At 39.4% G+C, this 13,633-nt stretch carries 11 protein-coding genes; 5 read left to right on the top strand and 6 right to left on the bottom strand.

Translation table 11 applies throughout. The features are described 5' to 3' along the window. Positions 1 to 168 precede the first annotated feature (168 nt). The gene (locus IPJ83_04285; GenBank protein ID MBK7879761.1) at positions 169 to 732 is read left to right on the top strand and encodes a CPBP family intramembrane metalloprotease; all 564 of its coding nucleotides are present in this window, start codon (positions 169 to 171) and stop codon (positions 730 to 732) included. Between the two features lie 186 nt (positions 733 to 918). Here IPJ83_04285 and IPJ83_04290 read toward each other — a convergent pair whose 3' ends face one another. After that, positions 919 to 1,614 carry an NAD-dependent deacylase gene (locus tag IPJ83_04290; GenBank protein MBK7879762.1) on the bottom strand — a complete coding sequence of 232 codons (696 nt, stop codon included), beginning with the start codon at positions 1,612 to 1,614 and terminating at the stop codon, positions 919 to 921. Between the two features lie 150 nt (positions 1,615 to 1,764). Here IPJ83_04290 and IPJ83_04295 point away from each other — a divergent pair, with 150 nt between their 5' ends. Further along, positions 1,765 to 3,090 carry a serine hydrolase gene (locus IPJ83_04295; protein ID MBK7879763.1) on the top strand — a complete coding sequence of 442 codons (1,326 nt, stop codon included), beginning with the start codon at positions 1,765 to 1,767 and terminating at the stop codon, positions 3,088 to 3,090. Positions 3,091 to 3,807: 717 nt separating this feature from the next. Here the strand turns inward: IPJ83_04295 and IPJ83_04300 are convergent. Next, entirely contained in the window at positions 3,808 to 5,106 is a 1,299-nt protein-coding gene (locus IPJ83_04300; protein ID MBK7879764.1) for a DUF5103 domain-containing protein, read from the bottom strand. A gap of 52 nt (positions 5,107 to 5,158) precedes the next feature. Next, positions 5,159 to 6,202: a 23S rRNA (adenine(2503)-C(2))-methyltransferase RlmN gene (gene rlmN / locus IPJ83_04305; protein MBK7879765.1), complete on the bottom strand. Its 1,044-nt coding sequence runs from the start codon at positions 6,200 to 6,202 to the stop codon at positions 5,159 to 5,161. Positions 6,203 to 6,393: 191 nt separating this feature from the next. Here rlmN and IPJ83_04310 point away from each other — a divergent pair, with 191 nt between their 5' ends. After that, complete coding sequence (locus IPJ83_04310) at positions 6,394 to 7,401, top strand: DUF3089 domain-containing protein (GenBank protein MBK7879766.1); 1,008 nt, start codon at positions 6,394 to 6,396, stop codon at positions 7,399 to 7,401. 62 nt (positions 7,402 to 7,463) lie between these two features. Here IPJ83_04310 and IPJ83_04315 read toward each other — a convergent pair whose 3' ends face one another. Together IPJ83_04315 and IPJ83_04320 are read right to left on the bottom strand one after the other, a co-directional pair. Continuing rightward, positions 7,464 to 7,928: a hypothetical protein gene (locus IPJ83_04315; protein MBK7879767.1), complete on the bottom strand. Its 465-nt coding sequence runs from the start codon at positions 7,926 to 7,928 to the stop codon at positions 7,464 to 7,466. Next, positions 7,925 to 8,539, bottom strand: coding sequence for a DNA-3-methyladenine glycosylase 2 family protein (locus tag IPJ83_04320; protein MBK7879768.1), 615 nt, complete (start codon positions 8,537 to 8,539; stop codon positions 7,925 to 7,927). Before IPJ83_04320 ends, IPJ83_04315 begins: the two co-directional genes overlap by 4 nt. Before the next feature lie 43 nt (positions 8,540 to 8,582). Here IPJ83_04320 and IPJ83_04325 point away from each other — a divergent pair, with 43 nt between their 5' ends. Further along, positions 8,583 to 10,205 (top strand): choice-of-anchor B family protein, encoded by a 1,623-nt coding sequence (locus IPJ83_04325; GenBank protein MBK7879769.1) that lies wholly within the window; start codon positions 8,583 to 8,585, stop codon positions 10,203 to 10,205. Between the two features lie 352 nt (positions 10,206 to 10,557). Here IPJ83_04325 and IPJ83_04330 read toward each other — a convergent pair whose 3' ends face one another. Next, positions 10,558 to 12,321: a T9SS type A sorting domain-containing protein gene (locus IPJ83_04330; protein ID MBK7879770.1), complete on the bottom strand. Its 1,764-nt coding sequence runs from the start codon at positions 12,319 to 12,321 to the stop codon at positions 10,558 to 10,560. Between the two features lie 623 nt (positions 12,322 to 12,944). Here IPJ83_04330 and IPJ83_04335 point away from each other — a divergent pair. After that, positions 12,945 to 13,472 (top strand): hypothetical protein, encoded by a 528-nt coding sequence (locus IPJ83_04335; GenBank protein MBK7879771.1) that lies wholly within the window; start codon positions 12,945 to 12,947, stop codon positions 13,470 to 13,472. Positions 13,473 to 13,633: the final 161 nt, after the last annotated feature.

A 13,633-nucleotide genomic window follows, 5' to 3' on the forward strand; every position in this document is an offset into this window, starting at 1 on the left:
CAGATGATAGTTTATGATCAAGTATTTAAGTATTGTAATTCATTTATCCAATGTGTTTAATTTGGAAACTTAGATGTATTTTTGACCGATTCCGTTTTAAAAGCTTAGTACTTTATTTGCAATAAGTCAGAACAGGGAGGAAATCATTTACCATAATAGAGGAACAATATGAATACAGAAATTACAAAAGCGATCCTAAAAATATTGCCATTCATTCTTATCATTTTGGTAATCCATTTCCGGATTCGACAAGGCAAAATAAATCCTCAGGATCTTTCATTAGCAAAACCAAAATCCTTGGGAATTTTTCTTAGCTGGATTATTGGATTTCTCTTTTTTATTTTAGGTATTGAGTTTATTTTGAATCAGGCAGGATTATTGGAATTAACGCCCTGGAATCATGATGTACCCACCACCATTCTAAGAATACTGGGTGCAGTGATTCTTGCACCTGTCGCAGAAGAACTAATCTTTAGAGGAATATTGTTGCATGTATTGGAGAAACGAAATTTAAACAGACATTTAGCCATTGCCATTCAGGCATTGCTATTTGTTGCACTGCATAATTTTGCATACCAAAACACCTTAAGTTCAAATCTGGGAATCGTGCAGAGTTTTGTAGATGCGTGTCTTTACGCTTATGCGAAATATAGCAGCAAATCCATCTACACATCCATCGCCATGCATTCCACAGGAAATATAATTGCCACATTAGAGCGTTTTTTAATCTAAACAAGTTTACAACTGGTTATTTCTTAATGCAATTACTGCATAAGTCGGCACAGACTCAAAGCAAAAAAAAAAATTTAGTTGTTCATTAGTAAATATTCTCATGTAAGCTATAAAAATAAACACTTACAATTCAATTACAATAAAAATAATGCCTAAAAATATTTTTAAAATCAAAAATATTTTTTCCTAAATCTTACCAAAAAAATCTTTCAATTTTTCAACGCCTTCCGTTGCTGTACCGGGCCATACCTGTAGGTTGTCAATTGAATAAAGATCCCTTGTCAGATTGGGGTTTTTGTCAATGTAAAACATGGGAATTCCTTCAGGGGTATAGGTCAATAACCCTGCAGCAGGATATACTTGCAGTGAAGTGCCGATGATGACAAAGTAATCTGCCTGTTGGGCAATTTCCATAGCACGATACAATAGTGGCACTTCTTCACCAAACCATACTATATGTGGCCTGAGCGGAAATCCTTTTTCGCAGCGATCTTCGGCATTCAAATCTTTTTTCCATTCGTATACCAATTCAGGATGTCCGGTGCTTCTCACCTTTAGCAATTCGCCATGAAGATGAAGCACTTTACTACTGCCTGCCCGTTCATGCAGATCATCTACGTTTTGAGTAAGGATATGGACATCAAATTGAGATTCCAGTTCTGCAAGTCCATAATGTGCATGGTTTGGATTTACGGTAAGCAATTGTCTCCTTCGTTGATTATAAAAATCCAAAACGAGTTCACGATTTTTTCGCCACCCTTCTGGAGAGGCCACCTCCATTACATCATGTCCCTCCCACAGTCCTCCCGCATCCCGGAAGGTGCTTATCCCACTTTCTGCGCTCATTCCTGCACCGGTCAGAACTACTAATTTTTGTTTCATGTAGGTGTATTAACTGGAGAAAAAGAAACCCAAGATAAGTTAAAATATTTTATAAAAATCATAGCACTCCGGATTAAACATAAACAATTTAATGCAGTCTAAGCTTTACTATCTACTTTGGAGTTTTAAGTTTTTGCAACTTTTTTTATTATGCCAATGATATTTAACTGGAAACCTTGCTTGGGAATCTTTTCCTTTATTTTGTTTACTTTATCCCTGCACTGCCAAAATATATATTTTCCGCCTGTCACGGGCAGCGTCTGGGAGACAACAAGTCCTGCATCGTTAGGCTGGTGTGAAGAACATTTACCAGAATTGTATGATTTCCTTGAAGACGCCAATTCAAAGGGTTTTATAGTTCTGAAAGACGGTCGTATCGTTTTGGAAAAATATTTTGGCACATTTACAAAAGACAGTCTCTGGTATTGGGCATCTGCAGGCAAATCCCTGACTTCTTTTTTAGTTGGCATCGCGCAACAGGAAGGCAAACTTTCCATCGAAGACCCAAGTTCAAAATATTTGGGAACCGGTTGGACCGACTGTACCGCACAAGAAGAAGCACGTATTAAAGTAAGGCACCAGCTTACCATGACCACAGGTTTGGATGATGGTGTTCCTAATGTTGATTGTACGGATAAAGATTGTTTGAAATGTCTTGCTGAGCCTGGGAAAAGATGGGCCTACCACAACGCGGCTTACACCCTTTTGGATAAGGTTATTGAATCTGCCACTGGAGCAAATCTGAATTCTTTTGTACTCTCCAAACTGAGTACCCAGACAGGAATTTATGGTAGTTTTTTACCGATTGACTTCAACAATGTTTTTTTCAGTAAGCCAAGGGTCATGGCACGATTTGGATTATTGATGCTGAACAAGGGCAACTGGAACGGCAACCAGATTTTAAAGGACATGGATTATTATCAGAAAATGATTACAACTTCTCAGGATCTCAATAAATCTTACGGTTATCTGTGGTGGCTGAATGGCAAAGCTTCATTTATGGTTCCCGGCCTTCAATTTGTTTTTCCGGGATCTCTCACTCCAAATGCACCTACAGATATGTTTTCCGCACTCGGAAAAAATGGTCAGATCATTCATGTGGTACCCAGCCAAAATCTGGTGGTAGTAAGAATGGGAAATGCCCCCGGAACAGGAGCAGTTCCCATTACATTGCCTGATACCATTTGGCAAAAATTAAATAAGGTCATGTGTCTGCCTTCTGCAACAGATGAATCTGCAACTCAAAATTTGAATGCAGTAAAAATTAATCAACAAGCGGATCATATAACGGTGATGTGGGACGACAGGCAATTTGATTTGAAATTGATTAACTCAGCAGGCGATATTCTTCTTCAGAAAAACTCAGTAAGATCAGAAGTTCAAATCAACGCACATTGGATTAACCCCGGGATATATTATATCCGGTTACAGGATGCAAATGGACGGTCTGTCGTAAAAAAAGTGATGATCCAATAATATAATCGGATTCAACTTTATTTTATGGTAAGCAGATGTGTGTTAGCTCAAAATGACACAAACTATTTGTAATATATAATTGGTTTAAACCTGTGATGGATGAAAAGAAAATGAGTCAGGTAAATTTTATAGAGATTAAGAAGAAACCAACCATCTTTAAGAGTTGAATTTTGATTCCGATACCTCATCATATCGTTATTGGATGAGAAATTCAGCCCGGCCTTTTTCATTTTAGCTAAAACGGATTTAAAAAGCGTTCAAAACAAAATACTGTTTGAGCTCGCATGCAGGTAAGCTAATAAATTTATGACAAAAAGGCCTAGAGCTATTATTGCTGGTTAAGGTGACTGACCGATTTCCGCAATGCGGAATGAAGCACGACAGTGCTTCAAGGGAAGGAACCGCGAAAGCGGCTAACGAGGAAATTAGAGAATTTGAAAATTTGAAAATTAGCTAATGAATGACTGAACGATTTTCGCAAAGCGAAATGGCTTGCGACAGCAAGACAATTGAGGGAACAGCGAAAGCTGAATTTATTTGATTTGGAATAGAAATTCTAATGCATAGAATGGGTTTATTAAGACAAAAAAGAACAATGATAAAAGGATGGAATTTGGGTCAACTTTATTGAATTCCGGGGTCCGCAAAACTGGATTCTTCCAAAATTTTTGACTTGACCAAGGAAAATGGTATCAGTAAGGCTGTAAAATTTTGATCTTATTGTTTATTGGAATTAAATCTTCCAGCGAAAACCAAACGATCATAGCGGGTGCCGAATGGGCGGTAATAAACCATGATGAGATAATCGTTCTCGGTCTCATACCAATCGCCTTCGTAAAAGCTGGTAGTAATTTTTCCCTCGTCATCGGTAGTGGCATACATGTAATCGAATACCGCATTTTTGATGTAAAAGGTACCGGAATAGGCTCTTTCCGTTTCATCATATTCCATTCGGAACTCCTGCTTAAGTTTCCAGTCGGTCAATGCACCATAGAGGTAAACTGCATGATCAGAAGGTACATTGGTTTGCAGTTTTGCATGTGCCCAGACATATTCACTGCGATAATCTGAAGAGGCATCGTAATCATCTTCAAGTGCATACATCACTCTTCCGTTAAAATCAAAATCAGTGTGGTAATTTTTATACAATCTGGATTCTTCCGGTTTGAAATAACAATGAAATTCATTGTCTTTCTCATCCCAATAGGATATGCCCAAAGTCTTGTGCTGGATGGATCGCAAATCTTTTCGCCGGTATTCTTTCATGCCCGGAAAAAGTATGCCATCCTGTTTGGTATAATTCAATTGATTTCCGGAAAAAAACAAAGGCTCCGTCAATATCTTTTTTGTCATTGGATTCCCGTTCTGAAGGATTTCAATCTGTACCTCCAGGCCCGGATTATAAATAATACTCTGGCCACCACTAACGATCAGACTGATGGATTGATGGGTCAATACTTTCTCCGGATCAACAGGATTTATAAATCTTGGCGTCGCCCTGAAACTGTTGTCCGTTACATAAAATTTTCTGGTAAAATAGACTTCACCTGTATTGTCGTACACCGCCAGCATAAAATTCCCGGTGACCCTGAAACTCATGTCGGCAGAAGGAAGGGTAAGCTGATAATGTACATAGGGAGTGTAGGTCTGCGAAGAGGCGCGGAATTTTTGTATCTGCAACTCTGTAAAACCATCCAGGTATTCCAGCAATTGCAAATCAGACATAGTCCAGTCTTTGTTGTAATGACAAATCCCATAAAATAATTGTCTGGGCGTTCCTTCCATCAAATCAAAATGAACCTGGAGTTGATAAGATTTATTCAAATGGAGGATCGGTAAAAATACCGGATCATTATTTTCTCTTATGGAAATGGATTTTACCAATGCATTATATTGGGTATCTACTGCAGCTATCTTATTAAAGTTCAACTGCGCTTCCAGAATAGTGGAACAAAATAAAAAAAACACCAATACGATACCGGTGTTCCAAGGAGGTGTAAGGATGGTTTGCTTCATCTCCACAAATCAACGAAATTTCCCGGACAATGTTGCCTTTTATTTGTTCAGGTTAGTCCCGATTTGCCAACTGACCACAGGCAGCATCGATATCCTTGCCGCGACTACGACGGACGGTAATCATGACACCATGTTTGTGGACTGCCTTGGCAAAAGCCTCCAGACGATCTTCAGAGGATTTTTGATAATCAATTCCAGGGACAGGATTGTATTCAATGATGTTTACCATCACCGGAAAATGGCTGCACAAACGGACCAGATTTTTTACATCCAGCGCATTGTCGTTGTAATGTTCAAAGGCGATGTATTCATAACTGATCTTGGTTCCGATCTTGTCATAAAAATATTTCAAGGCACCCATCAATGCGTGCAGATTGTTGTGCTCATTAATGGGCATCATGTCCTGCCGTTTTTCATCATTAGCCGCATGCAGGGAGAGTGCAAGATTTACTTTTAATTCTTCATCTGCCAATTTTTTAATCATCTTGGCTATTCCAGCTGTGGATACGGTAATCTTGCGATAAGACATGTCCGGACCCACCTGATCATTCAATCTGCGAATGGATTGAATTACATTTTTATAGTTCAACAGTGGTTCGCCCATACCCATATACACGACGTTGGAAACAGGCTTTTCATAGACTTCTAGGCATTTTTTATTTACTTCGGCATATTGATCAAAAATTTCTGCAACGGTCAACTGTCGCAGCAGACCCATCCTGCCGGTAGCGCAAAAACTGCAGGTGAGGCTGCACCCGGCCTGTGAAGAAATACACACCGTGTAGCGATTTTTCTCCAGGACCGGAATCAACACAGATTCAATCTTTAAACCATCATGCAGGACAAAACGGAATTTGAGGGTGCCATCCCGACTCTTCTGCATTTTGTCCAGCTTCAGCGCTTTTATTTCGAAATGCTCATTAAGCAACCTACGTTGTTCGATGCTGAGATTACTCATGTCGTCAAATGAACGAACAGCATGTTTCCACAACCACTCCTTGACTTGTTTGGTCCGGTATTTCTCAAAGCCCAGTTCAAGCAGACTTGCAGCAAGTTGCTCGTCGGTAAGCTGTAGAATATCTTTCTTGTTACTCAAATTACTTGTATTATGAAAAGAATGCAAAATTAAGCTTTTATCCCGACAAGCTTGTAAAGGGTCTGTGAATACAGTTAACCGGGCATATGTAATGTCGTCTAAGCCATTTCAAATGGTTCACTAAAATTGGTTAGTTTTGTTGCTTAATCCATAATAACCGCCTGTCTGCCAGTTTATCCTTTATCTTAATTATGCATAAAATTTTTATCCTTTTCTCCCTCCTCACTTTATTTTCTTGTGCCGTTCCAAAACCGAAGGGCCCATTCAACCCTGCTAAAACAGGTCAGGCACCCAGATATCAGGATTCTTATTATTGGGCAGCTCTGCCTACCCGCAAAGATGCAGCCGATTCAGTTCCACCGGGCGTGGAGGATGGTTTATTGCCTCAGGATGTAGATGTGTTTTACCTTCACCCTACCTCATTTTTTAAGAAGAAATATGGAAATGGTTGGAATGCAGACCTCACCAACAACGAATTGAATGCGGCCACTGACAAGTCTGGCGTTTTATATCAGGCTTCTATTTTCAATCAGGCTGCGAAAGTGTATGCGCCCAGATACCGACAGGCACATTATTATGCTTTTTTTACAAAAGACAAAAAATCTGCTGATCAGGCTCTTGCGCTAGCCTACGAAGATGTTTACAATGCCTTTCTTTATTATTGGGACAATTTCAACAACAACAGACCAATCATCATTGTAGGCCACAGTCAGGGATCAGAATTGGCAGTACGTCTGCTTAAAGAGGTTTTTGACAATCCTCAAATGAAAAATAAATTGGTTGCAGCCTATATTCCGGGTTGGCCTGTTTACAAGGATCAGTTTAAGATTCTAAAAGAATGTAAAACACCTTATGAAACCTCTTGCATTTGCAGTTGGCGAACCTACAAAAATGGGACTAAACCAAAATGGTTGGACAAAGAAAGGGAGGTATTTATCACCAATCCGCTTAGCTGGACCAACGATCAGCTCAAAGTGCCTGAAGATGCCAATAAGGGAATGGTCATCAACATGGGTAATGAACCGACAAAACCCGGCGTGAGTGCTCAGATACACCGCAATATTTTATGGGCAAGTAAGCCGAAGTTTAGAGGAGCCATTCTATATCAAACCAAAAACTACCACAAGGGTGATTTTAATTTGTATTACATCAATGTGCGGGAGAATGTAAGGGATAGAGTTAAGGCCTACTGGAAATAATAGAATGAGGATTAATCTTACTTAAGTGGTCTAAAAATAACGATTACAAATTCTCGCTTGTACTAAGCAGCAGCACCCAGTAATTCGACCTCAGCCAGCAAGGCTGCAAGCAAAATGGTTCTGCCAGAATCACTCAGTTCGAATTCGTTTTCATCGTCCGGACCAACAGATAATTCAATAAATTCAATCAGGTCGTGTTGTGCACTGTGCTCGTAATAGTGGTCCAGCACAGAAGCCAGATCCTTTTTGTCATTGATGATTTCCCATACGGAATCTTCTGTTTTTTCAATTTGTTCAAGGTCCGGATTAGGCAATGGTCCTGACTTTCGGTAACTGTCATAGATCACCGCAAACAAAAATAGGAGATAATCCATCTCATCATCCGTCAGGGATTCTGCATTGGATCCTGCCAGTACGTCGAGCAATTCCTGGTGGTCGTTTTCCAGGGCCTCAAAAGCATCATCCACATCCTTACTTTGTGATTCGAATCGTGCAATGGTTTGGTCGATGGTTTGTGTGGTGATCATATTTTTAATTTCAAGTCTTTATAAGCCCAAAGATATAGACAAGCTGTCGAACGGTAAGGTTTCCAACGCTGAGAAATCTGCTCCATTTTTAATTTTAAGGCCTTTTTTTCTTCTTTCAGACGATAAATCTCCACAAGAGCAGTTTGAATGCCATAATCATCTAAGGCAAAGACATCTTCCCGCCCCAGGCAAAAGATCAACACCATTTCCACCGTCCACCTTCCCACACCCTTGATGGCAGTTAGTGAGGCTATAATTTCATCGTCTGTCATCGCATGAAACTGTTCATCTTGCCATCCATGGAGTTTGAAATATTCTGCAATATTTTTGATGTACTGTGCTTTTTGGTTGGATAGCCCACAACTTCTGAGCGTTTCGTGATCCGTTTGAATGATGTCCTCAACAGAAGGGAAATCCCCGCTGTATAAATCCAAAAATCGTTGATAAATGACTCTGGCGACTTTAGTGGATAATTGTTGACTGATGATAGAACTCACCAGGTCCTTCAAGACCATTCCATCAAAAGTCCGCTCAAAAATCCGTTCCGGAGGTGTCTCCTGAATAATTTTGTGCATCCTTTTATCTTTGGACAAAATATCAAGGATTTTTATATTAGAATTTTTCATATATTTGCTCAATTATTAGTTAAATATAATGAAAACTTTTGCCGCGGTCTTGTTGAGTTTGATGGTCAGTTTCTCAGGAATCAGCCAAAACTGGAACATGTCACAATGCTTTCGTTACGATGATCCTAATCTGCCATTCCGTGGACCTGTAGCCTACAACGATGTCTGGGGCTACGTGTGCCCGGCAGGGGAGGAAGTAGGAATTATAGGCACAGTGGACAGTATTTTCTTTTTTGAAATTGCGGGTTCCTGCAGCGGAAGTTTACGAAAAATATTTAGTTTCAAGGGAGGGGCTTCTTCCATTTGGAGAGACATCAAAACGTATAGAAACTATGCGTACACTACAGCAGATGAAGGAACAGAAGGTTTACTAGTTTTTGATCTGGAGGATGCGCCGGATTCTATTGCTTTCATGGGGAGAGATGACAGTACTTTCCATCGGGCGCACAATCTTTTTGTGGATACAGCAACAGGGCATCTTTACATTGCCGGAGCAAGCCTGAATAATGTGGGCATCAGTCTGATCATGTATGACCTCAATCCGGACCCAAGTCATCCGCAGCTGATAAAAAAGATCAGTTTGCCTGGTGGATACGTGCACGATGTGCATGTTCGAAATGATACCGCTTTTGCCTCTCACGGATATTATGGGTTGGGAATTTATGCCATTCACCCGAATGGTAATTTTACTGAAATTTCATCCATCACCAATTACCCTCAAAAGGGATACAACCACAGCAGCTGGGTGACCCGCGATGGAAAAAATCTGGTATTCGCAGATGAGTCTCATAACATGGGCTTAAAAATTTACGAGTTGAACGACATCAGCAAACCTAAGTTGGCCAGCATTTTTCGTTCAGCACTTTTAGCACCCGGGGACACTGCCAGTATCGTGCACAACCCATTCATCAAAGACGATTATATTTATTTGGCCTACTACCATGATGGCGTTCAGATATTTAACATGGCTGACCCTAAGAATCCGTACAAGGTTGCTTATTTTGATACAGAACCGAATAATACCGATTACTCGGGATATCAAGGATGTTGGGGCGTGTATCCCTATTTACCATCCGGAAGAGTCATTGCCACCGACATAGCAAATGGTTTTTTTGTGATCAATGTGGATATATTACTTGCTTTGAATGATGTAAAACTCGAAGCAAATGCTGAGCAAGAAGGCATCATGTTGCATTGGGATATTTTGGCAGACCAATCCAGCGGTACCGCTGGAATTGAATTGCAGAAAAGTACAGATGGGATGACATGGGAAGGAATGTACGGATTAGGTGATCATGAAATGTCTGCTAGTTGGATGGATCATACCCCTATGGAAGGTCAGAATTATTACCGCATGACGTGGATGGAAAATGGGGTACAAAAATCCACTGAACCCGTCAGCGCCCTTTGGTCTAAAGAAGAAACACAAGGATTAATTTACCTGATAGGCGATGAAATCTATCTGCAAAAAATGCATGCAACAGAATTTGAAGAGTTGAAAATTTATAACCTCGATGGCAGACTATTGGAATCAACCATTCAACCCTCTTTTCCGGTAAAAATAAAACATGCGATACCGGGTAGCATGCTTTTATTGGAAATAAAAAAGACCAACGGCGGAAGCGTTTTCACCAAAGGATTCTACAAATAAATATGGTTATTTCAAGCTTCCTAACTTGAAATTTACTTTGCGTTGGTTATTTCGAGCTTCCCAGCTTGAAATTTACGTATTGTTGGTTATTTCGAGCTTCCCAGCTTGAAATTTACGTTATGCTTAAATAGCAGTGGATCATATTTACGTTGTGTTTGACAACCCTTGTTATTTCAAGCTTCCTAGCTTGAAATTTACGTATCCATAAATGAAGTATTTTTTTGATCACTTTTTGTGAGCAACGTTCGTCTTTTTATTAACTAATTAGCTCATTAGCTAATTTTCAAATTAATTTAATAGTTCATTAGCCGATTTACGGATCCATAAAATTCTAAAAAATTATCCTAATTATTTATTCAATCACCAACTTCTCGGTCTTCATCATTCCATTGATGTCACCTAATTGTACAAAATATAATCCAGATGGAATTGACTCCAGATCTATTGTGTTACTTCCCTGAAATATTCTCTGAGAAAGTACTTTCTCTCCCTGCGAATTGAACAGTGTACAAACTAACCTTTGAGGAATATAGTCTATTAAATTAATGACGACATAATTATTGGCAGGATTGGGAAATATCTCAATTTGCATTTTCAAATTATTGTCACCACTTGTATGCGTTGTACCAAGATTCAAGCTGCGACACAAGGTGTCTGCGCCATTATGATTCTTTACAATAAGACAAACGTCATAGACTCCTCCTTTTGAATAGCAATGAACGGGCGAAGTGTCTGTGCTTTGAACACCATCTCCAAAGTCCCAGAACCACTCTGATACTTCATAAGCACTGAGATCTCTGAATTTAATACAAAGAGACCTACTAGTATCCTGTTCATATCTCCACCAGCACCATGGAATATTGTCTATCCCAAGACTGTCACAGATGCTTCCGTCGATTGGTCCCAATCGAAAATTGGGGAATGATGGGATTGTTGTTATGATGGATTTAAGGCGGACAGAATGCTGTCTGAAATCGCAATCAGATCCCGGCTTATTCGGTTCATTGATGACATGCATATACCTGGACTGTAGGAATTCAGGATTGGAATAGATTCTTCCGTCAGGAGCCAATTGAAGATTTCCGAATGTGGAAGACGATCTGTTATTCTGAAAAATGTGTCCGTAATGTCCATCGTATTCAGCTATGACCTGCTTATTGGAAAGCTTGCCATTGATGATTTCGTATTGATAAAGATAATAACTGGAACTTAGATACAGAAATCTGCTGTCTGGCGAAAATGCACATCCGAATGCAATTGTAGGAGTAGTATCAATAAGGACATACTGCCGATTTGATATCAATCCAGAACATCTATCAAAATTGTAAAATTCAACACCACCTATTGCAAGACTATCTAAATTTTCTCCCAAAGTTATACAATAATAATTCCCGTCTGGTGAAAAACAGGAATATCCATTACTACTATTTCCTGGAATTCTCCCAATATTTTGTATGAAAGTTGTATCAATATTTTCCCCATTAAATAAAAAACTATAAACTTCATTTCTGTTAAATCGTCCAACAATTATCCACCAATCCTTCCCATTGGCATGACGACAAGCAGTCAATCTTTCAAAATCAATCGAGTCATTTACAATTTGATTTCTAATTTTTTGAAGTATTAATCCTGAGTTATTTATTGTATTACTTAATTTATTTACAAATAAATTGAGACACAATAAATATGCATTTGTATCACCCACGGCAAAAGTTTCAGTGTTAATTAAATTAAAAATTAATTTATTATTATGATTGGGAATAATTAGACACGATTGAGGGTGATAACCACAATAATTAATTGGGCAAATATCTTCATCACCTGTCACCCATTTATTAGTGTAATCTTCAAGACGATAACCATTAAATTGGAACATGAAATTGCCATCCTTATCAGATATCAAAGCACCATAAGACCCCATATAATTTTTAAACTTGGGAGAAGCCTGAATCAACGGATTGCCATTCTGAGAATTGAAATTCAGAATGGCAGTCCCTTCGAGAGAATCTTTCTTAATAGCATACGGTTCACCCATTATCCAATTGAAGTCGTACTTCTGAGAGTACAGATCAATAAGAAATAAATTAAAAGCAATAGCCAAAAAGAATTTATACATAAGATAATATTAAATTATTCATTTCAATATAATGATAGATTGGCTTCCAAAAAATTTGTGTGAACTATACAAAACAAGATTGTATATTCCGGCTGTCCAGTCATGACAATGTACTCTAATGTGATCAGAAACCTGCACTCCAGAATCAAACATACGGAGAGTTTAGTAAATATCAATTTTGATCTTAGTCATTTTGACGCTGGGAAGCATGACTGAACCATCTCTGCTTCAACAGAGTATCGTGCGACAGCACGATAAGTGATGGAACCCTGCCTGACTGGGTCGGCAGGCAGGCGCGAAAGCGGCTAACAGGAGAATTAGAGAATGAGAGATGACTGAACGATCTCTGCTTCAGCAGAGTATCGTGCGACAGCACGATAAGAGAAGGAACCGCGAAAGCGGCTAACGTACACTATATTAGGTTCTGGTTTTAATCACCGTAATGTTTGACGCTGGGAAGCATCAAACAACCCGGTTATTTCGAGCTTCCCTGCTTGAAATTTACGAATAGTTTAGCAGGTACTATTTGTAATCTTCGTCATTAACTCATTAGCTAATTTTCAAATTAGCTCATTTTCAAATTCTCCCATTCTTTTTTCCTTATTTTTGCAAAAATTTCAAAGATGAAATACGTTTTTAGCTTGCTCTCCATCGCTTTGCTTTTTGCCTGTAATCCATTGTCCAAACACCGTGAAGCAATAGAATCCCTCAGTTCAGAATGGCAGGCCATGGCCATAAAGGTTCACGAAGGTGACAGTGCGGTGGCAGCTTCACACCAGACGGTTAACTTCCTGAAGGATAATTTCACCCAGGCTGCCGGTAACACCAAGCTCAAGAAAGCCGAGCTCGATTACATTGAAGAAATGAGACAGGCTTATCAGGCCCAATTGGATGGATTATCTAAAATGATCGAAGACAAAGGGACATTCCTTCAAAAATGGGAAGAGCAAGCTCAAAGGCTTAAGCTGCTTACCGAGGGTCTTAAAGCTGGAAAGTATGAGGGCGATGCCGCCAAGGAAATCGAACAACTCCAAGCCTTTTTGATCGAAGCAACCGAGGTTACCGAGAATTGGGCGAAGCGTTCTGAAGGTGCCAAAACTACTGCGCTGACCGCCTATCGCAATGTCTTTCCATTCCTGCCAAAACAATAGGGTACATATAGATCGCTTCCCGCCTACCAAAAAATAATTTGGTAATTTAAAGTATTCAGGCAACATTCCATCCGGTATGGTCATCATTTCCATAGTATTGATGGTCTATTTTGCCATTTCCATATTCAGATTTGCGAATATTACCTATCTTGTTTCCTATA

Source organism: Candidatus Vicinibacter proximus (genome assembly GCA_016713905.1).
Lineage (GTDB): Bacteria > Bacteroidota > Bacteroidia > Chitinophagales > Saprospiraceae > Vicinibacter > Vicinibacter proximus.